The organism is Lentzea waywayandensis, from assembly GCF_900115955.1.
In the GTDB taxonomy this organism is placed as follows: domain Bacteria; phylum Actinomycetota; class Actinomycetes; order Mycobacteriales; family Pseudonocardiaceae; genus Lentzea; species Lentzea waywayandensis.
Genome location: NZ_FOYL01000001.1, coordinates 459,514 through 478,635, shown reverse-complemented (window position 1 = coordinate 478,635; position 19,122 = coordinate 459,514). Strand labels below are relative to the sequence as shown.

Below are 19,122 nucleotides of genomic sequence, written 5' to 3'. Positions count from 1 at the left end.
ACTAGGGGGTATGAAGAGGGGGCGCAAGCCGACCATCGACGCCGCCGACATCACGCGGGCCGCCATGGCGGTCGCGGACGCCGAGGGGCTCGCCGCCGTCTCGATGGCACGCGTCGCGCAGGAGATGGGCAACGCGACGATGGCCCTCTATCGGCACGTGAAGAGCAAGGACGAGCTCCTCACGTTGATGGGCGACGCCGCGATGGACAGCCCGCCCCCGTTGCCTGACGGCGAGTGGCGCGACCAGCTCGCGTTCTGGTCGAAAGCGGTGCTCAAGGCCATCCGCAAGCGCCCGTGGTTCCTGCAGATCCCGATCAGCGGGCCGCCGACCGGGCTCAAGAGCCTCGCGTGGTTCGACAGCGCGCTCGGCGCCCTCAAGGACACGCCGCTGGTGGCGGGGGAGAAGGTCGGCATCGTGATGGGCCTGATGACCTTCGTGCACGGCGAGGCGCGTCTGGGCGTCACGCTGGCGCAGGGCTTCGAGGACGATCCCGCCGCGTTCGGCAGCCGGTACGGCAAGGCGCTGCGTGAGATCGTCGACCCGCGCCGGATGCCCGCGCTCGCCGAGATCCTCGACTCCGGGGTGTTCGACCTGGACGACGTGGCCGCCGCCGAGGACGTCGAGGCGGAGTTCGACTTCGGGCTGCACCTGTTCCTGGAAGGCATCGCCGCGCACATCGGAGGCAGGGCATGACGTACGCGGTGATCATTCTCACCGGCGGCAGGGGCGAACGGCTCGGCGGCGTCGACAAGGCGGCACTGTCCTATCGGGACGCCACGTTGCTCGACCACGTGCTGTCCGTTGTGGACGACGCGAGTCAGAAAGTCGTTGTGGGACCGGAGAAGGACCTGTCCGGTGTCGTCTGGGCACGAGAGGACCCGCCCGGCGGCGGACCGCTCGCCGGACTGGCCGCCGGACTGGCGAAGATCACCGAGGAGTGGGTCGCGGTGCTCGCCGTCGACCAGCCCGGCCTCACGAGGAACACCATCGCGAGGCTGCGCGGCGCCGGACGCAACGCCGTGCTCAAAGACGACCGCGTGCAGTGGCTGATCGGCTTCTGGAACGCCGCTGAGCTGCGCGAAGCCCTCCCCGAAGAGCCACGGAACCAGCCGTTGCGCAAGACTCTGCTGAAGCTCGACCCCGTCGAAGTGTCCGCTTTGCCCGGTGAGGCCCAGGACGTCGACACGCCCGCCGACCTGGACACCCTTCACAGCGGTTGAACAGGCGAAGAGTAAGACTGTTCCACTATCGGTAAAACCCTGTTCCGCATGGAGGCCCGCACGTGACCGAGCCCGCCGCCGAGGCAACGCCGAACGCATCGGCGCCCGTCACCCCGGCTCGTGACGCCCAGCTGCTCGAACGCACCGTGTTCGAGGTGAAGCGGGTCATCGTCGGCCAGGACCGGCTCGTCGAGCGGATGCTCGTGGGTCTGCTGGCCAAGGGCCATCTGCTGCTCGAAGGTGTGCCGGGCGTCGCGAAGACGCTCGCGGTGGAGACGTTCGCCCGCGTGGTCGGCGGCTCGTTCTCCCGCGTGCAGTTCACCCCCGACCTGGTGCCCGCCGACATCCTCGGCACCCGCATCTACCGCCAGTCCACCGAGACGTTCGACGTCGAGCTCGGGCCCGTCGTCGCGAACTTCGTGCTCGCCGACGAGATCAACCGCGCGCCCGCCAAGGTGCAGTCGGCGATGCTCGAGGTCATGGCCGAGCGGCACGTGTCCATCGGTGGCCGCACGTTCCCGATGCCGAACCCGTTCCTGGTGCTGGCGACGCAGAACCCGATCGAGAACGAGGGCGTGTACCCGCTGCCGGAGGCGCAGCGCGACAGGTTCCTGTTCAAGATCCAGGTCGAGTACCCGACCGCCGAGGAAGAGCGCGAGATCGTCTACCGCATGGGCGTCGAGGCGCCCACGCCGAACCAGGTCCTCTCCCCGGAGGAACTGGTGCGCCTGCAGGGCGTGGCGTCGCGCGTCTTCGTCCACCACGCACTCGTCGACTACGTGGTGCGCCTGGTGATCGCGACCCGCGCGCCCGGCGAGCACGGCCTCACCGACGTCGCCGGCTGGGTCGCCTACGGTGCCTCGCCGCGTGCGTCGCTCGGCATCATCGCCGCCGCGCGTGGCCTCGCGCTCGTGCGCGGCCGCGACTACGTGCTGCCGCAGGACGTCGTGGACGTCGTTCCGGACGTGCTGCGCCACCGCCTGGTGCTCTCCTACGACGCGCTGGCCGACGGCGTGCCTCTCGACCACATCATCACCCGCGTGCTGCAGATCGTGCCGTTGCCGCAGGTGTCGGCCCGTCCGCAGCAGCCGGTTCCGGCTGGTAGGCCGTGAGCCGAGACAAAGCCGAAGAGCGCCCGTCCTGGGCGCCGCCCGTCCTGCGCGGCGTCCGGATGGAAGCCGCGCTGCGCATGCTGGAGCTCGACGTCCGGCGCCGTCTCGACGGTCTGCTCCAGGGCAACCACCTCGGCCTCGTGCCGGGGCCGGGCACCGAACCGGGTGAGGCGCGCACCTACCAGCCCGGTGACGACGTGCGCCGGATGGACTGGGCGGTCACGGCCCGCACGACGATCCCGCACATCCGGGAGACGGTCGCGGACCGCGAGCTGGAGACGTGGATGGCGATCGACCTGTCGCCGTCGCTCGACTTCGGCACCGCGGCCTGCGAGAAGCGTGACCTGGTCATCGCCGCGACCGCCGCGGTCGCGCACCTGACGCGCGGCGGCGGCAACCGGATCGGCGCCGCCGTCTCGACGGGCGCCGAGAACGTCCGGATCCCGGCCCGCGGCGGCCTGGCGCACGCGCGCGGCATGATCCGCAAGATCGCCGAGATCGACCGCGCGCCCGAGGGCACGCGCGGAGACCTGGCGGAGTTGCTGGAACAACTGCGCCGCCCGCCGCGCCGGCGCGGCCTGATCGTCGTGGTCTCCGACTTCCTCGGCGGCATGGAGTGGCAAAGGCCGTTGCGCGCCCTGTCCGCGCGCCACGACATCGTGGCCATCGAGGTCGTCGACCCGCGTGACGTCGACCTGCCCGACGTCGGCACCGTGGTGCTGTCCGACCCGGAGAGCGGCCGGCAGCGCGAGGTGACCGCGTCCGCCTTGCTGCGCAAGGAGTTCGGCGCCGCGGCCGCGGAACACCGGGGCGAGGTGGCGGCGGGTCTGCGCCGCGCGGGCGCCGGGCACCTGGTGCTGCGGACCGACTCGGACTGGATCGCGGACACGGTTCGTTTCGTGGTGGCGCGCAAGCGCCGCTGGTCTGGGGGTGTCGCATGAGCTTCTCGAACTTCGTCGCCCCGTGGTGGTTCCTGCTGCTGCTCGCGGTGGGGCTGCTCTGCGCCGGATACGTGGTGGCGCAACGGGTCCGGCGCAAGCGGGTGCTGCGGTTCACGAACCTGGAGCTGCTGGAGAAGGTCGCGCCCAGGCGGGAACGCTGGTCGCGGCACGTTCCGGCGGCGTTCCTGCTGGCCGCGCTGGCGCTGCTGACGGTCGCGCTGGCCGGTCCGACGTCCGAGCAGCGGGTCCCGCGCAACCGGGCGACCGTGATGCTGGTGGTCGACGTGTCGCTGTCGATGAAGGCGACGGACGTCAAGCCGTCCCGCCTCGAGGCCGCGCAGGTGGCCGCGAAGTCGTTCACCGAAGGCCTCACGCCAGGCATCAACCTGGGGCTGATCTCCTTCGCCGGGTCGGCCACCGTGCTGGTGGCGCCGACCACTGACCGTTCCGCGGTGTCGCAGTCGATCGACGGGCTGAAGCTCGCCCAGTCGACCGCCACCGGTGACGGGCTGGCGGCGGCGCTCGCGTCGATCGACTCGTTCGGCAAGGTCGTCGGTGGCGCCGAGGGGCCACCCCCCGCCCGCATCGTGCTGATGACGGACGGCAAGGAGACCGTCGGTACCCGCAAGGCGTTCGACGTCGCCGAGGAGGCGAAGAAGGCGGGCGTCCCGATCTCCACGATCTCGTTCGGCACCGAGGACGGCGTGGTCGACATCGAGGGCCGGCAGCAGTCGGTGCCGGTCGACGACGACTCGATGAAGGAGATCGCGAAGCTCTCCGGCGGCGAGTTCTTCAAGGCCGCGTCCGCCGAGGAGCTGCGCCGGGTCTACGACACGCTCGGCGAGCAGATCGGCTACGAGAAGAAGCAGGCCGACGCTTCGAAGCCGTGGCTGTTGCTCGGCACGATGACGGCGATGTTCGCTGCTGCGGCGGCGTTGCTGCTGGGGCAGAGACTTCCCTAGCGCCTGCCGTAGATCAGCTCGACCACACCTGTCCCGAACGCCCTGGTGCTCTTGAGCGCCAGGGCGATCGGCTTCTTGAAGAACGGTGTGCCCGCACCGATCGCGATCGGGTTGAGGTAGAGCCGGACCTCGTCGATCAGGTCGTGCTCGAAGAACGACCCCACCAGCTGTGCGCCGCCGACCATGCTGTCGCCGGGCAACGCCCTGATCTCGTCGGGAACGACCTCGCGCCTGACCGTGGTGTTCCACTCGGTGGTCTCCAGCGTCCGCGAGTAGACGATCTTGGGCATGTCCCGCCAGATCCGGCCGAAGTCGTGCATCGGCTGTGGCCACTCGGGATGCTCGTCGGTGTGCGGCCACGCGTCGAGCATCGTCTCGTGGTTGCGGCGGCCGTCGATGAACCTGCTCATCCGCGCGAGCCCGGCGTTGAAGTGCTCGTGCATCTCGTCGTCGACAACGTGCCAGCTGATGTCGTGACCGGGTCCCTCCATGAACCCGTCCAGCGAGACCGACGCCATCGTGATGATCATCCGTGGAGCCTCCGGTATTCCGCTGCCGCGCCTGGATGCAGGGGCACTTTGCCTGTGTCGATCAGACTGCGCACGTCGAGGTACTGCGTGCCGAGCGCCTGTTCCGGCACCAGTTCGGCGGCCCTGCCCACGAGCAGCCGCACGACGGCGCTCGCGTACTCGGCACTGAGGTCCGGCCGGCACACCAGCAGGTTCGGCGTGCCGATCGTGGGAACGTCGACCGGGGAGCCGTAGACGCCCATGCGGACGTCCACGCGTTCGTAGACCTTGCCGTAGTCCTGGCGCAGCCTCGGCAGGAAGCCGTCCAGCGGCAGCAGCCTGATCCCGCTGGCCTTGTCGAGCTCCGGGGTCGGGACGCCGCCGGACCACAGCAGGGCGGCGATCTCGCCCGCTTTGAGGGCGTCGACGGCGTTGCGCAGCGGGTAGTGCGCTTCCTGCACGCCCAGCGCGAGTCTGCTGCCCTGCAGGGCGGCACCGGATCCGTCCGCGCCCAGCGACACGGGCCTGCCGATCAGGTCGGTGGCTGTCGTGTACGGCGAGGACTTCAGGACCACGAGTTGTAAGTAGTTCTCGTAGACACGGCCCAGTGCGACGAGGCCGGGCTCCATATGGGCGCTGTCGCTCAGGGACAGCCCGATGTCGGCGGTGCCTTCGCGGAGGTGCTTGAGGTTGTCGGCGCTGCCGCCGGTCTGGATCGGCGTGATCGTCAGCGGGGCGGGGGAGAGGCGCGAGATCAGCGCCGCGAAGTCGTTGTAGAAACCGCCGGGCTCGCCGCCCGCGATCCTGATGGTGCCCTCCGGCTCCGAGGAACCGCAGGCGGTGAGGGCGAGGGCGCCCAGCAGGAACGTCCGGCGCCTCACAGCAGCGGCTCCTTCGGCAGTTCCACCGTCACGACCAGGCCGTTGTCGCTGTGCAGCTTCAGCTTGCCGTCGTGCGCGGTGACGATGCGTTCCGCGATGGCGAGGCCCAGGCCCGTTCCGCGCCGGGTGTCGTCGCCGCGCCAGAACCGTTCGGTGGCGTGCTTGATGTCCTTTTTGGACAAGCCGGGTCCGTTGTCCCGCACGGTGAGCGTGGCGCGGTCGCACACCACGGTGACTTCCGTTCCGCCGTACTTGATGGCGTTGTCCAGCACCACGTCCAGCACCTGCGCGAGGTCCGACACCGCGCACCGCACCAGTCCGGGCGCGCGGTCGTCCACGGTGATCGTGACGCCTTCGGACTGGGCCGCGGCGCGCCACGCGTCGACCCGGTCGTGGGCCACGACCTGGAGGTCGGCGAGTTCGGGTTCGACGCCGCCCGCCGCGCGTTCGGTGGCGGTGCTCTCGGCGGAGGCCAGCGCCAGGAGCCCGTCCAGCAACGACTCCAGGCGTTCGACCTCGGTCAGCAGCGACCCGTTGGAGGGCAGCATGTCGACGCGCAACCGCAGTGCCGCCATGGGGTTGCGCAGCTGGTGCGAGGCGTCGGCGATCAGCCGTCGTTGCTGGTCGGCGGCCTCGGCGACGGCGTCGGACATGCGGTTGAACGACTCCGACAACGCCCGCAGCTCTGCCGGTCCGGCGGTGTCGGCGACGTGTGTGCGTCGCTGGCCCTCCGCGACCGCCCGCACGCCCCGGTCCAGTTCCTTGAGAGGCCGAATCAGCCAGCGGGAGACGACGAACGCCAGCAGCACGCACGCGCACGCCGCCAGCAACGCCCCGGCCAGCACGATCGCCCACCGCCGCGCCACGTCCAGGGCGGCCACGCGGGTCGACGCCCGCAGCACCACGGCGCCCGCGACCTTCGTGCCGATGCCGACCGGCCGGGCGAACAGGACGTCGCCGCCGCTCCACGGCAGCACGGTCGGCACGGGCGCGGCGGGCTGGTTGCGCAGGGCCGCGTCGATCTGCGCGGACACGTCCCCGGCCGTCATGCCCGACTCCACGACGGGTGTGCCGGCCGCGTCGACGACCACGATCTCCTCGCCGTAGACCTCGGCGTAGCGCTCCGCCTCGGACACCACGACGTCGACGGGCAGCGTGGCGAAGCGGTCCAGGTCGGCGGTGCGGCTGATCACGAACTGCTGGGTGCGTTCCGAGGCCGTGCTCATCAGCAACGGGAAGGCGAACGCCGTCACGGCCGAGAGCGAGAACAGCAGCAGCACCAACAGAAGCCGTTGCCGCATCTATTCACCGAGCCGGTAGCCGAAACCGCGGATCGTGTGCAGCAGCCCCGGCCGGTCGAGCTTGGCGCGCAACTGCGTGAGGTGCACGTCGAGCGTGCGCGAGACCGCGACGAACGCGTTGCCCCACACCTCGTCCATCAGCTGCTGCCGGCTCACCGCCGTTCCCGGTCGTCGCGCGAGCACCGCCAGCACGTCGAACTCCTTGGTGGTCAACGAGATCTCCCGCCCGCCGACCACGACCTGACGGCTCTGCAGGTCGATCTCCACATCGGACACCCGCACGACGTCCTCCGGCTCCTGCGACCGGGCCGCGCTGCGCCGCGCCACCGCGTCGATGCGCGCCAGCAACTCGGCCAGCCGCACCGGCTTGACCAGGTAGTCGTCCGCGCCGAGCCGGAGCCCCCGCACCACCGTGCGCTCGTCACCGCGAGCAGTCAGCACGAGCACCGGCACCGGGTCGATCTTGCGGAGCTTGCGCAGCACCTCCAGGCCGTCCTGGTCGGGCAGTCCGAGGTCGAGCAGCACGACGTCCGCGTCGCGGTGGGCGATCAGCGCGTCGGCACCCCGGCGCACGCGGGAAGGCCGGTGGCCGTTCGCCCGCAGCGCTTCCACCAGGGCGTCGGCGACACCGTCGTCGTCTTCGACCAACAGCACCCGCATGGGAGCAGTATCGCCCCAGAAGGTCGTTTCGTGCGTGTGGCGACGCGCCTAAGTGACTGTAAAGAAGCCTCGGCCCAGGTTGTGACGGGTGCGAGGCCGCCGAGATGGTGTCGGGCATGACAGTCGTTCAGGAGAAGAGCAGCGAGCGCCGTGTGGTGGCGAACGTGCTGCGCGGGTCAGTCGGGAACTTGATCGAGTGGTACGACTGGTACGCCTACACCGCGTTCAGCATCTACTTCGCGGCCGCGTTCTTCCCCAAGGGCGACCAGACCGCGCAGCTGCTCAACACCGCCGCCGTGTTCGCCGTCGGCTTCCTCATGCGCCCGCTGGGCGGCTGGCTGCTCGGCCGTTACGCCGACCGCGCCGGCCGTCGTGCCGCTCTGACGTTGTCGGTCACGCTGATGGCACTGGGGTCGCTGATCATCGCTTTGACGCCGTCGTACGCGTCGATCGGTGTCGCCGCGCCGGTGATGCTGGTGCTCGCGCGGTTGTTGCAGGGCCTGTCTGTCGGCGGTGAGTACGCGACCTCGGCGACCTATCTGTCCGAAGTGGCCTCTCCGGCGCGGCGTGGTTTCTACTCCAGCTTCCAGTACGTGACGCTGACGGCCGGTCAGCTCGTGGCACTGGGCGTGCAGATCGTGTTGCAGCAGTTCCTCTCCAGGACCGAGATGATGGAGTGGGGCTGGCGGATCGCGTTCGTCATCGGCGCGACCGGGGCGATCATCGTGATGTGGCTGCGCCGCGGCATGGACGAGTCGGCGAACTTCGAGAAGCAGAAGGACAGCCCCGACCAGAAGGGCACGTTCCGGGCGTTGCTCAAGCACCCCAAGGAATGTCTGCTCGTCGTGGGCCTGACCTTGGGCGGCACGGTCGCGTTCTACACGTTCACGACCTACCTGCAGAAGTTCATGGTGAACACGAGCAAGATCGACGCCGCGACGGTCAGCTGGATCAACTTCGCCGCGCTGCTGGTGTTCGTGGTGCTGCAACCGGTCGCGGGCGCGCTGTCCGACCGGATCGGGCGGCGTCCGCTGCTGCTCGGGTTCGGTGTGCTGGGCACGCTCGCCACCGTGCCGCTGCTGTCGACGCTGGCGCGCACATCCGAGGCGCTGCCCGCGTTCCTGCTGATGCTCGGCGGCCTGGTGATCGTCACCGGCTACACGTCGATCAACGCGATCGTGAAGGCCGAGCTGTTCCCGACGAACATCCGCGCGCTGGGCGTGGGCCTGCCGTACGCGCTGACCGTGGCGATCTTCGGCGGCACGGCCGAGTACGTGGCGCTGTGGTTCAAACAGGCCGGCATGGAGTCGGTGTTCTTCTACTACATCGCCGGCTGTGTGCTGATCTCGTTGCTGGTCTACGGGTTCATGCGCGAGACCTCGAAGGACTCGGTGCTGGACCGCGACTGAAGGCCGGCATCTCCCGCAGGAGGGCGGTCTTGCGGCGACCGCCCTCCTGCCTTCCGCGCTAGCAGGTCGGTGAAGGCGTTCTCCCCGTAGCGGCTGTCGACCGACGCGATGGCCGTCGAGCGACGATGGCGGGGCGCGGTTGGTCAGCGGTGAATCACACCCAGGCGGGCCGCGAGCGCGCTGGCCAGGTGGACCGGCTCGCGTTCGGTGGTGTGGCGGATCTGCGTGCGGCAGCTGAAGCCGTCCGCGATCACCAGCGCGTCCTCGTTGGCCCGCAACGCCGGCAGCAGGTCCTGTTCGGCGCACGCGATCGAGACGTCGTAGTGGCCCTTCTCGAAACCGAAGTCGCCGGCCAGCCCGCAGCAGCCCTCGACGATCTTCGGCTTCAGGCCCGCCCTGGCCATCGCCTCGCGGTCCGGATCGAACCCGAGCTCCGCGTACTGGTGGCAGTGGGTCTGCACGACGGCCTCGCGGGTGCCCTCGAGTGCGGGCAGCTTCGGCGCGACGTGCTCGGCGAACGTGCGGGTGGCCCGCGCCAGCGCCTGGACGGCCGGTTCCTGGGACAGCTTCGGGGCCTCGCTCCTCAGGAACGCGGTGCAGCTCGGCTCCAGGCCGATCACCGGAACGCCCTGGCTCGTCCACGGGTGCAGCGCCCGCGCGGTGCGTTCGATCACCCGGCGGGCCTTGGACAGCTGGCCCGTCGAGTGCCACGTCAGTCCACAGCAGACGTTCGCGGACGGCACTTCGACACGGTTTCCCAGGTGCGCCAGCACGTTCGCGGCGTCGAGACCGATGCCCGGCTCGAAGAAGTTCGTGAACGTGTCGGGGAACAGCAACACCGGATCGCCCGTGCCGATCGGGTGCAGCTGGCGGACGAGGCGGGTGGTCTGCGTCGGCAGCTCGCGTTCCGGGGTGATCCCGGCGAACCTGCCGAACTTCGCGGTGAACCTGTTGACCAGCCCGTACTTCAGCCACGTCGGCAGCCAGCCCATGGCGTAGTGCGCACGCGGCCGGATCCGCCTCTTGTAGTGCTCGTGCAGGAACTCGGCCTTGTAGCTCGCCATGTCGACGTCGACCGGGCAGTCGCGTTTGCAGCCCTTGCACCCCAGGCAGAGGTCCAGGGCCTCCGCGACCTCGGGCGACCTCCAGCCGCCCTTGACCACGTCGCCGTTGAGCATCTCGAACAGCAGGTGCGCGCGGCCTCGCGTGGAGTGCTTCTCTTCTTTGGTGACGCGATAGCTCGGGCACATCACGCCGCCCTGGGTGTTCAGGCACTTGCCGACGCCGACGCACCTCCGCGTGTCGCTCGCGAACTCCGCGCGGGTGGGGATCTTCGGTGGTGCCACCAGGATCCGCAGGTCGTCGTCGAGCTTCAGCGGCTCCACGATCCGGCCGGGGTTGAGCAGGTTCTGCGGGTCGAAGGCGTGCTTGAACTCGCGGAACGCCTTGATCGCCGCCGGCGGGTACATGCGGCTGAGCAGCTCGGAGCGCGCCTGGCCGTCGCCGTGCTCGCCCGACAGGCTGCCGCCGTGGCTGACGACCAGGTCGGCGGCGTCCTGAAGGAACTCGCGGTAGCCGTGCGCGAGGTCGAAGTCGATGCGGACGTGGATGCACCCCTCGCCGTAGTGGCCGTAGGTGACGCCGCGGCGGCCGTACCCGGTCAGCAGCTGGTCGAACTCGCGCAGGTAGGTGCCGAGGCGCTCCGGTGGGACCGCCGCGTCCTCCCAGCCGGACCAGGCCTCGCTGCCGTCGGCCATGCGCGTGGCGAGGCCGGCGCCGTCCTCGCGGATCCGCCACAGCGCCCGCTGGTGCGCGGGGTCGTGGATGATCATCGAGTTCCCGGTGATCGCGGCGACGCGTTCAGGGTCGTCCTCGACCTCGACGAACAGCCAGCTGCGGCCCTCCGGCAGGTCGGGACGGGTGCGGACGCCGTGCACCAGCGCCTCGTTCAGGCCCTCGATCGCGAGCGCGTTCTCGATCTGGGTGACCTGGTCGGCGGCCTCGTAGGTGTCCGCGAAGCCCAGCACGACCAGGACGCGGCGCTCCGGCCTGCGCACGAGCTTCAGTTCCGCGCCCAGCAGCACCACGCACGTGCCCTCGGTGCCGACCAGCTGCCGCGTCAGCGTCGGGGCGTCCAGCGCGTACCCGCTGACCCGGCGGCTCAGCCGTGGGAACCACGCCGGGTCGTGGGCGGGCAGGGCGAGCGGGGGAGGGTTCGTCGTGTCGAACGTGCGGCCGTCGGCGGTCAGGACGTGGAGGTTCGTGACGTTCTCACTGGTCTTGCCCCACTTCACCGAGTGCGCGCCGCACGCGTTGTTGCCGATCATCCCGCCGATCGTGCAGCGGGAGTGCGTTGACGGGTCCGGGCCGAAGAGGTAGTCGCCGGCCTGCGCGTTGATCTTGTCGAGCACGGCACCCGGCTGGGCGAACGCGCGGTCCCCGGAGATCTCGAACGCGTTCAGGTACCGGCTGAAGTCGATCACCAGGCCGGTGCCGCACGCGTTGCCCGCGATGGACGTTCCCGCGCCGCGGCTCGTGATCGGCACCCGGTGCTCCGCCGCCAGCGCGACGGCCGCGACCACCGCGTCCGTCGTGCGCGGACGGACGACCACGCGGGGTACGTGCCGGTAGTTCGACGCGTCCGCCGAGTACAGCGCCCGGCTGGCCGGGTCGTCGAGCACGTCGCCGTCCACATCGCGTCGGAGCTGATCGAGAAAGGCCCGCATCACCTGATCATGCCCGCCTTGGTGTGACATGCCTCCGCCGATGCCGATCTACCTACCGGTAGCCGATAACCTCACCCGGTCAACCAGCAGCGATTCTCAGGAGAGCTAGTGAGTCGGTCCGTTCTGGTCACCGGAGGCAACCGCGGCATCGGCCTCGCCATCGCGCAGGCGTTCGCGGCGCAGGGCGACAAGGTCGCGGTGACGCACCGCGGGTCCGGCGCTCCCGAAGGCCTGCTCGGCGTGAAGTGCGACGTGACGAACTCGGAAGAGATCGACGCCGCGTTCACCGAGGTCGAAGCCGCGCACGGTCCCGTCGAGGTGCTCGTCTGCAACGCGGGCATCACGCAGGACACGCTGCTGCTGCGCATGAGCGAGGAGCAGTTCACCCAGGTCATCGACGCGAACCTGACCGGTGCGTTCCGCTTCGCCCAGCGCGCCTCCCGCGGCATGCTGCGCAAGAAGTTCGGCCGCATCGTCTTCATCTCGTCGGTCGTGGGCCTGACCGGCGGCCCCGGCCAGGTCAACTACGCCGCCTCCAAGGCCGGCATGGTCGGCATGGCGCGGTCGATCGCGCTGGAGCTCGGTTCGCGCAACATCACCGCGAACGTCATCGCGCCCGGCTTCATCACCACGGACATGACCGCGGAACTGCCCGAGGCCGTCCGCGAGGCAGCGCTCAAGCAGATCCCGGCCGGCCGTTACGGCGCGGCCGACGAGATCGCGCGCGCCGTCACGTTCCTCGCGGCGAACGAGGCTGGTTACATCAACGGTGCCGTGCTGCCGGTCGACGGCGGCCTCGGCATGGGCCACTGAGCTTTCTCCACGACTGCTGTCCCGTACTGCGAAAGGGTTGGATCAAGTGACCGGACTGCTCGAAGGCAAGCGACTGCTGATCACCGGTGTCATCACCGACGCGTCGATCGCCTTCCACGTCGCACGCGTCGCCCAGGAGCAGGGTGCCGAGGTCGTGCTGACCGGGTTCGGCCGGATGAGCCTCGTGACGCGCATCGCCCAGCGCCTGCCCAAGCCCGCGCCGGTCGTCGAGCTCGACGTGCAGAACCAGGAGCACCTCGACACGCTCGCCGACCGCGTGCGTGAGCACGTCGACGGCCTCGACGGTGTCGTGCACGCCATCGGCTTCGCCCCGCAGAGCTGCCTCGGCGCGCCGTTCATGGACGCGCCGTGGGAGGACGTCTCCGTCGCGATGCACGTCTCGGCGTACTCGTACAAGGCGCTCGTGCAGGCCACCCGCCCGTTGCTGTCGCACGGCGCGTCGGTCGTCGGCCTCGACTTCGACGCACGCCAGGCGTGGCCCGCCTACAACTGGATGGGTGCGGCGAAGGCGGCGTTCGAGTCGATCAACCGCTACATGGCGCGCGACCTCGGCCCGGACGGCATCCGCGTGAACCTGATCTCCGCCGGCCCGGTGCGCACCATGGCCGCGAAGTCCATCCCCGGCTTCGGCGAACTGGAGAAGATGTGGGGCGAGAAGGCTCCGCTGAGCTGGGACGTCGACGACCCCACGCCGGTCGCGAAGTCCGTCTGCGGCCTGCTGTCCGACTGGTTCCCGGCCACCACCGGTTCGATGGTCTTCGTCGACGGCGGCGTGCACTTCCTCGGTCTCTGACGTCACATCTGTTCGTCATGTGAGGCGATCGGGCGTCTGATTGGATGGAGTGGTGAGTTTCGACGCGCTGCTCTGGCTGTCTTTCGGTGGACCGGAAGGTCCTGAGGACGTCCGTCCCTTCCTGGAGAACGTGGTTCGCGGACGTGGCGTGCCGCCGGAGCGGCTGGACGAGGTCGAGGCCCACTACCAGCACTTCGGCGGCGTGTCGCCGATCAACCGCCTGAACCTCGAGGCCATCGAGGCCGTGCGGGCCACCGGTTTCGAACTGCCGATCTACTTCGGCAACCGCAACTGGCACCCGATGGTCGAGGACGTCGTCGCGCGGATGAAGGCCGACGGCGTCAAGCGTGCCCTGGTGTTCCCCACGAGCGCGTACGGCGGCTACTCCGCGTGCCGCCAGTACGACGAGGACATCGTGCGCGCGCTCCAGGCCGTGCCGGACGGCCCCGAACTCGTGAAGCTGCGCCAGTTCTTCGACCACCCGCTGTTCATCGCCGCGTTCGCGGACGGCATCCGTGCCGCCGCCGCATCCCTGAACGGCCAGTACCGGCTGGTCTTCACCGCGCACTCGGTGCCGGTGTCCGCGGACAAGGCCGCCGGACCGCCTGCGGAAGGCGGCTACCGCTACTCGCGCCAGATCGTCGAGGCCTCCCGGCTCGTGGCCGCGGAACTGGGCGTCACCGAGTACGACGTCGTCTGGCAGTCGCGTTCGGGCCCGCCGCAGATCCCGTGGCTGGAGCCGGACGTCGTAGACCACATCGACGCCCTGCACGCCAAGGGTGTCACCGGGGTCGTCGTGTGCCCGATCGGGTTCGTGTCCGACCACCTGGAGGTCGTGTGGGACCTCGACACCGAGGCCCGCGACCGTGCCGCCGAGCTGGGCATGGAGTTCGCCCGCGCCGCCACTCCGAACTCGGACCCGCGCTTCTCCGAGCTCGTGGTCGAGCTGGTCGCCGAACACATCTCCGACGCTCCGGTGCGGAAGCTGTCGTCGTTCGTGGTGGCGGGCTGCACGGTGAACGGCGCGCCGTGTGCGCCGTTGTGTTGCGAACCGGCCAAGAGGCCCGCCCGAACCTAGACAGCGATTTTTCAACGGGCGCAGAATTGGTCACATGACCAGTTCCGCGGCCGTTGAGGTCACCGGGCTCCGGGTGAGCCGGGGCAAGCGTCTGGTCCTGCGGGACGTGAGCTGCACGATCCCGCGGGGCAGTGTCACCGGGTTGCTCGGCCCGTCCGGCTGCGGCAAGACCACGCTGATGCGCTCGGTCGTCGGCGTGCAGATCGTCGAGTCCGGCGAGGTGACGGTGCTCGGCGTCCCCGCCGGCAGTCCCGGGCTGCGGAACCGGATCGGGTACGCGACCCAGAACCCCGCCGTCTACGCCGACCTCAGCGTGGCCGAGAACCTCCGCTACTTCTGCGCGGTGCTGCGGGCTCCCCGGTCCGACGTGCGGCGGGTGATCGACGAGGTCGGGCTCGGCGGCCACGAGTCGCAACTCGTGTCGTCGTTGTCCGGCGGTGAACTGTCGCGGACGAGCCTCGCGGTCGCGTTGCTCGGCAAGCCAGAACTCCTCGTCCTCGACGAGCCGACTGTCGGCCTCGACCCGTTGCTGCGCGACGAGCTGTGGACGTTGTTCCGGGAACTCGCTGATCGCGGCGTCACACTGCTCATCTCCAGCCACGTCATGGACGAAGCCGCACGCTGTGAACGGCTGCTGCTGATGCGCGACGGCGTGCTGCTGGCCGACGACACCCCGGCCGCGTTGCTGTCGGAGACCGGCACGAGCGACCTGGAGCAGGCGTTCCTCTCGCTGGTCCGGGCGAAGGAGGCGGCGTGAACACCTCGATCCTGCTGGCCACGACCGCGCGGATCCTCACCCAGTTCCGCCACGACCGCCGCACCGTCGCGCTGATGGTGCTCATGCCGTCGCTGCTGCTGATCCTGCTGCGGTTCGTCTTCAACTCCGACCAGGCCTTCAGCCGCGCCGCACCGGCCCTGCTGGCGGTCTTCCCGTTCGCGATCATGTTCATCGTCACGTCGATCACGACCCTGCGCGAGCGCACCACGGCCACGCTGGAACGGTTGATGACGATGCCTATGGGCAAGCTGGACCTGTTGTTCGGCTACGCGCTGGCGTTCGGGATCGTGGCGCTGGTCCAGGTGCTGGTCGCGGTCGGCATCTCACTGACGTGGCTCGGCCTGGAGATCGGCGGCTCGGTGTGGCTGCTCGTGGTCATCGCCGGGCTGGACGCGCTGCTGGGTACGGCACTGGGTCTGTTCGCGAGTGCCTTCGCGCGCACCGAGTTCCAGGCCGTGCAGTTCATGCCGTTGTTCGTGATGCCACAGGTGTTGTTGTGCGGGCTGTTCGCGCCACGAGAGGCCATGACGCCCGTGCTGGAGTGGCTGTCGAACGTCATGCCGCTGTCGTACGCCGTTGACGCGCTCACGGCCGTGACCAAGTCGTCCGACATCACGGGTGAACTGGTGCGCAACCTCGCGATCGTGGCGGCGTGCGGACTCCTGGCGCTGGTGCTGGGCGCGGTGACGTTGCGCAGGCGCACGCCCTGATCACCGGCCCTGAAGAGCCGCGGTCAGCGACTCCTCGGCGTTGCCGGGTAAGGCGCCGTCGTGGTCGAGGGCGTAGCGGACGATGCTGCGGAACTCGTCGCTGAAGCGCGAGTAGTACGGGGTGACCGGTCGTAATCGCGCGTCCTCGATCGCCTTCAGGAGCGTGCGCGCGTAAGGGTGTTCGGTGGCGACGCGGCTGTCCTGGTAGACGATGCCGCGGGTGGCGGCGAGGCCTCCCCGTTCGAACAGGAGCTGCTGGCTGCGCGGGCCTGTGAGGAACTCGATGAGGGCCTGGGCGGCGCGGGGTTTCGTGGACTTCGCGGAGATCGCGAGGTTCTGGCCGCCCAGGACGCTCGGGCCGGGCAGCTGTGCCACCTCGAAGTCGATGGCGGGGCGGCCCGCGGACTCGCCGCGGTTGCCCTGCAGGGTGCGGTGGGCCACGGGCCAGTTGCGCATGAAGGCGACCTTGCCGTCGCGGAACGCCTGGGTGGTCAGCTGTTCGTTCTGCGTGCGGGATTCGGGCAGCACCACGGGTTTCTCGCCCTTGAGGCCGTCGGCGAGCCAGCGCAGGGCGCGGCGGGTGCGGTCGGAGTCGATCACGACCTTGCCGCTCTCGTCGACGACGTCGCCCTTCTCGGCCCAGATCAGCTCCAGTGCGTTCACGGTGAGGCCCTCGTAGTCGAGGAGCTGGCCCGCGTAGCCGGCGGTGAGGCGGGCGTCCTGCGCGGCCCGCAGCGCGCGGGTCGAGGTGTCGGCGATGTCGTCGAGGCCGAGAGGTTCGTCCTGGACGAGGTCCTTGCGGTAGAAGAGCAGGCCCGCGTCCGTGTTGAACGGCAACGCCCACAGCACGCCCTGGTAGCGGCAGCTCTCCAGCGGACGGCGCAGGAACCCGCTGGTGTCCACAGAGGACAATGGACGCAGGTAGCCGGACTGGGCGAACTCGGCGGTCCAGGTGACGTCGAGGTTGAAGACGTCGGCGTTGTCGGCCTTCTCCCTGGCTCGCGCGACCATCTCGCTGCGCTGGCCGTCCGCCTCCGCCGGCAGCTCGATGATCTCCGCGGGCTGTTCGGGGTGCTCGGCGTTCCACTGGTTGATCAACGCGCGCCGCTGGCCGCCGTCGCTCTGGTCGCGGCCGCTGAGCACGACGAGCTTGCCCTTCTCCCACTCGGCCGACTCGCGGAAGAGCGGCTGGATCCCGCTGGTGAACAGGATCGTCAGCACGATGCCGACGGCCACGCCCATCGCGAGCCAGGACCGGTTCGCCCACACCACGCCCGGCGGGCCCAGCCTCGGCAGGGCCGCCCACGTGCGTCGCGCCCATCTCATCCGGCACCTCCCCACACCCGGCGGAACAACGCCGCCAGGTCGTCGCCGAGCGTGTCCGTGGTCGAGTCACGGCACTCACCGCCGGACGCGTCCGTGATCGCGGTCAGCGCGTGGGCCGCACAGCTGGCCTCGCCGACAGCGATCACGAACACCCGGATCCCCTTCTGCCGCACCGCGTTCACCACGTCCTGCCGGGTCTGCGGGCTCGTCGTGTCCTCGCCGTCGGTCAACGCGATCACCGCACTGACGTGGTCCGCGTCGTTCGCGCCGACCCGGTCGAGGCTGTCGACGATCGCCTGGTGCAGCGGCGTGCCACCGGAAGGCCGCACGGTGTTCAGCGCGGCGGTGGCGGCCTCCTTGTCGCGCCTGCCGAGGGGGATGAGCGGCCGGACCTCGTTGTCGCTGAACACCGACAGGCCGTAGGTGTCCTCGGCGCCCATCTGCGTGAGCGCCTTGCGGACGCCCTCGACCGCCACGTCGAACCGCTTCTCGCCGGTGGCCGTCGGCTCGACCATCGACCCGGACGCGTCGAGCGTGAGCCAGACCCGGCCGTCCCTCTTGGCCTCCTCGTACTTCTTGAGGAACGCGGTCTGCGCCTCCTCGCCGGGTGCGGCCTCGGCGCGGTCGAGCGCCAGACCGGCCCGCACCCCGAACTCCTCGCGGAACTCGGCCCCCGCGGCCTGCCGTGCCGGACGCAGCCCGGCGGCGTTGAGCGCCGTCATGCCCTCCTGCGTGCCGAGCCACGCCTGGAACGCCTTCGCCGGCGCGCGGGCGGCGAAGTTCGACACGTCCGGCGCGTCCCACTCGACGAGGTTCAGCGGGTAGTCGGCGCGGTAGGTGTCCGACGGGTACAGCGCGGTCAGGCACGGCTTCTGCGCGCAGCTGGTCCTGTTGTGCCGCAACAGGACCTGTTCGGTCGTGATCATCGCGGCGTTCGGCCGCGGCTTGTCGGTCTCCGTGACCCGGCGCTCGACGACGGCCGGGGTGAGGGTCTCGTACAACGCCACCGTGGCGAGCCTGCCGTCGATCGCCATCAGCGGGTTCGGCCTGCCGATCGCGATCTCGTTCTTGCCGACCTTGGTCATCAGCTCGCCCCACGTCTCGGGGGAGCCGGAGACGACGTCCTGCGCGATCGGCGTGGGCACCGCGAGCACGACGGGCGAGAACGCGACCGAGTCGCCCGGCGTGATGCGCACCGCCGACCCGATGCCGCCCGTGCGGCGCACCACCTCGTTCGTCTCCGTGGTCGAGTCCGGCAGCCACACGTCCGGGTGCGGCCCGATCTCCCGCAGTTCCGGCGACGACCACGAGGACCGCAGCGCGATCGCACCCCGGTTGCCCGGCGCCGAGAACACGTAGAGCCGCGCCGTGCGGCAGCCGTGGTTCTCCGCCGCCGTGTGCTGTTCGAACTTCCGCGCCACCTCGCCGATCGCGGGCAACGCGTCCTGCGACGTCAGGACCCGCACCTCGGTCGGTTGTGGACAGCCGAGCAGCAGCACCCTGCCGTACGCGATCACCGGCGGTGCCGCGAGCGCGATCAGTCCCGCCGCGACCACCAGCACGGCCGTGAACACCACCCAGCGCAGCCGGATGCGTTTGACCAACTGGTTCAGCCGGTCGATCGCGGACGCGGACAGCACGAGGAGCGTGGCGCCGATGCCGTAGAGCACCCACGACTGCCAGGTCGAGAGCGCCCCGGTGGCCGTCTCGGACAGCAGGTGCCCGGCTACCGCGGCCAGCATGAGGGCGCCCGCGTACCTGGGCGCTGTGCTCGACCGGCGCTGGTCGACGTCCTCCATCCGGCGTTCCTCCCCATTTGGCACCATATGTGGGCGCACCGACAGTTCTGGGGCAGTTGGGGGCTCCGAGGCGGTGGCCGGG

General features: G+C 70.0%; 18 protein-coding genes. 11 read left to right on the top strand and 7 right to left on the bottom strand.

What is annotated here, in order from left to right:
* Positions 1-10 precede the first annotated feature (10 nt).
* The 5 genes from BM417_RS02170 to BM417_RS02150 all read left to right on the top strand — a co-directional run bounded on the left by BM417_RS02170 (position 11) and on the right by BM417_RS02150 (position 4,236).
* Positions 11-694, top strand: coding sequence for a TetR/AcrR family transcriptional regulator (locus BM417_RS02170; RefSeq protein WP_093588022.1), 684 nt, complete (start codon positions 11-13; stop codon positions 692-694).
* Entirely contained in the window at positions 691-1,221 is a 531-nt protein-coding gene (gene mobA, locus BM417_RS02165) for a molybdenum cofactor guanylyltransferase (protein ID WP_093588021.1), read from the top strand. Before BM417_RS02170 ends, mobA begins: the two co-directional genes overlap by 4 nt.
* Before the next feature lie 62 nt (positions 1,222-1,283).
* Positions 1,284-2,333, top strand: a complete 1,050-nt coding sequence (locus tag BM417_RS02160) for an AAA family ATPase (RefSeq protein ID WP_093588020.1) — start codon at positions 1,284-1,286, stop codon at positions 2,331-2,333.
* Between the two features lie 59 nt (positions 2,334-2,392).
* Positions 2,393-3,274 (top strand): DUF58 domain-containing protein, encoded by an 882-nt coding sequence (locus BM417_RS02155; protein ID WP_177320290.1) that lies wholly within the window; start codon positions 2,393-2,395, stop codon positions 3,272-3,274.
* Positions 3,271-4,236, top strand: a complete 966-nt coding sequence (locus BM417_RS02150; RefSeq protein WP_093588018.1) for a VWA domain-containing protein — start codon at positions 3,271-3,273, stop codon at positions 4,234-4,236. Before BM417_RS02155 ends, BM417_RS02150 begins: the two co-directional genes overlap by 4 nt.
* On the opposite strand, the gene BM417_RS02145 is transcribed toward BM417_RS02150, so the two are convergent.
* Genes BM417_RS02145 through BM417_RS02130 form a run of 4 tightly spaced genes read right to left on the bottom strand, consistent with a single transcriptional unit; the run spans position 4,233 to position 7,587 of the window.
* Positions 4,233-4,766, bottom strand: a complete 534-nt coding sequence (locus BM417_RS02145; RefSeq protein WP_093588017.1) for a dihydrofolate reductase family protein — start codon at positions 4,764-4,766, stop codon at positions 4,233-4,235. The two genes, BM417_RS02150 and BM417_RS02145, sit on opposite strands and share 4 nt — an antisense overlap.
* Complete coding sequence (locus BM417_RS02140) at positions 4,763-5,626, bottom strand: TAXI family TRAP transporter solute-binding subunit (protein ID WP_093588016.1); 864 nt, start codon at positions 5,624-5,626, stop codon at positions 4,763-4,765. The genes BM417_RS02145 and BM417_RS02140 overlap by 4 nt, the downstream gene beginning before the upstream one ends.
* Positions 5,623-6,927: a sensor histidine kinase gene (locus tag BM417_RS02135; RefSeq protein ID WP_093588015.1), complete on the bottom strand. Its 1,305-nt coding sequence runs from the start codon at positions 6,925-6,927 to the stop codon at positions 5,623-5,625. The genes BM417_RS02140 and BM417_RS02135 overlap by 4 nt, the downstream gene beginning before the upstream one ends.
* Positions 6,928-7,587: a response regulator transcription factor gene (locus BM417_RS02130; protein WP_093588014.1), complete on the bottom strand. Its 660-nt coding sequence runs from the start codon at positions 7,585-7,587 to the stop codon at positions 6,928-6,930.
* A 116-nt stretch (positions 7,588-7,703) separates the two neighbouring features.
* Between BM417_RS02130 and BM417_RS02125 the strand changes: the two genes are divergently transcribed.
* Positions 7,704-8,996, top strand: a complete 1,293-nt coding sequence (locus tag BM417_RS02125; RefSeq protein WP_093588542.1) for an MFS transporter — start codon at positions 7,704-7,706, stop codon at positions 8,994-8,996.
* Positions 8,997-9,139: 143 nt separating this feature from the next.
* Here BM417_RS02125 and BM417_RS02120 read toward each other — a convergent pair whose 3' ends face one another.
* Positions 9,140-11,722, bottom strand: coding sequence for an FAD-binding and (Fe-S)-binding domain-containing protein (locus tag BM417_RS02120; RefSeq protein ID WP_093588013.1), 2,583 nt, complete (start codon positions 11,720-11,722; stop codon positions 9,140-9,142).
* A gap of 108 nt (positions 11,723-11,830) precedes the next feature.
* On the opposite strand from BM417_RS02120, the gene fabG reads away from it, so the two are divergent.
* The 5 genes from fabG to BM417_RS02095 are packed head-to-tail and all read left to right on the top strand — an operon-like array spanning position 11,831 to position 15,915.
* Positions 11,831-12,535, top strand: coding sequence for a beta-ketoacyl-ACP reductase (fabG, locus tag BM417_RS02115; RefSeq protein ID WP_093588012.1), 705 nt, complete (start codon positions 11,831-11,833; stop codon positions 12,533-12,535).
* Positions 12,536-12,581: 46 nt separating this feature from the next.
* Entirely contained in the window at positions 12,582-13,349 is a 768-nt protein-coding gene (gene fabI / locus BM417_RS02110; RefSeq protein WP_093588011.1) for an enoyl-ACP reductase FabI, read from the top strand.
* 52 nt (positions 13,350-13,401) lie between these two features.
* On the top strand, positions 13,402-14,427 hold the full coding sequence (locus BM417_RS02105) for a ferrochelatase (protein ID WP_093588541.1): 1,026 nt from the start codon (positions 13,402-13,404) through the stop codon (positions 14,425-14,427).
* A 34-nt stretch (positions 14,428-14,461) separates the two neighbouring features.
* The gene (locus tag BM417_RS02100; RefSeq protein WP_093588010.1) at positions 14,462-15,184 is read left to right on the top strand and encodes an ABC transporter ATP-binding protein; all 723 of its coding nucleotides are present in this window, start codon (positions 14,462-14,464) and stop codon (positions 15,182-15,184) included.
* On the top strand, positions 15,181-15,915 hold the full coding sequence (locus BM417_RS02095; protein WP_093588009.1) for an ABC transporter permease: 735 nt from the start codon (positions 15,181-15,183) through the stop codon (positions 15,913-15,915). The genes BM417_RS02100 and BM417_RS02095 overlap by 4 nt, the downstream gene beginning before the upstream one ends.
* Here the strand turns inward: BM417_RS02095 and BM417_RS02090 are convergent, their stop codons facing one another.
* Positions 15,916-17,241, bottom strand: coding sequence for an extracellular solute-binding protein (locus BM417_RS02090; RefSeq protein ID WP_093588008.1), 1,326 nt, complete (start codon positions 17,239-17,241; stop codon positions 15,916-15,918). It lies immediately after the preceding gene.
* On the bottom strand, positions 17,238-19,040 hold the full coding sequence (locus tag BM417_RS02085; protein ID WP_177320235.1) for a vWA domain-containing protein: 1,803 nt from the start codon (positions 19,038-19,040) through the stop codon (positions 17,238-17,240). The genes BM417_RS02090 and BM417_RS02085 overlap by 4 nt, the downstream gene beginning before the upstream one ends.
* Positions 19,041-19,122 lie beyond the last annotated feature (82 nt).

Bases quoted from the DNA above. Each gene is read 5' to 3' on its own strand.
- BM417_RS02170 (WP_093588022.1), top strand. From the start codon at position 11: ATGAAGAGGGGGCGCAAGCCGACCATCGACGCCGCCGACATCACGCGG.
- mobA (WP_093588021.1), top strand. From the start codon at position 691: ATGACGTACGCGGTGATCATTCTCACCGGCGGCAGGGGCGAACGGCTC.
- BM417_RS02155 (WP_177320290.1), top strand. From the start codon at position 2,393: ATGGAAGCCGCGCTGCGCATGCTGGAGCTCGACGTCCGGCGCCGTCTC.
- BM417_RS02150 (WP_093588018.1), top strand. From the start codon at position 3,271: ATGAGCTTCTCGAACTTCGTCGCCCCGTGGTGGTTCCTGCTGCTGCTC.
- BM417_RS02145 (WP_093588017.1), bottom strand. From the start codon at position 4,766: ATGATCATCACGATGGCGTCGGTCTCGCTGGACGGGTTCATGGAGGGA.
- BM417_RS02135 (WP_093588015.1), bottom strand. From the start codon at position 6,927: ATGCGGCAACGGCTTCTGTTGGTGCTGCTGCTGTTCTCGCTCTCGGCC.
- BM417_RS02130 (WP_093588014.1), bottom strand. From the start codon at position 7,587: ATGCGGGTGCTGTTGGTCGAAGACGACGACGGTGTCGCCGACGCCCTG.
- BM417_RS02125 (WP_093588542.1), top strand. From the start codon at position 7,704: ATGACAGTCGTTCAGGAGAAGAGCAGCGAGCGCCGTGTGGTGGCGAAC.
- BM417_RS02120 (WP_093588013.1), bottom strand. From the start codon at position 11,722: ATGCGGGCCTTTCTCGATCAGCTCCGACGCGATGTGGACGGCGACGTG.
- BM417_RS02100 (WP_093588010.1), top strand. From the start codon at position 14,462: ATGACCAGTTCCGCGGCCGTTGAGGTCACCGGGCTCCGGGTGAGCCGG.
- BM417_RS02090 (WP_093588008.1), bottom strand. From the start codon at position 17,241: ATGAGATGGGCGCGACGCACGTGGGCGGCCCTGCCGAGGCTGGGCCCG.
- BM417_RS02085 (WP_177320235.1), bottom strand. From the start codon at position 19,040: ATGGAGGACGTCGACCAGCGCCGGTCGAGCACAGCGCCCAGGTACGCG.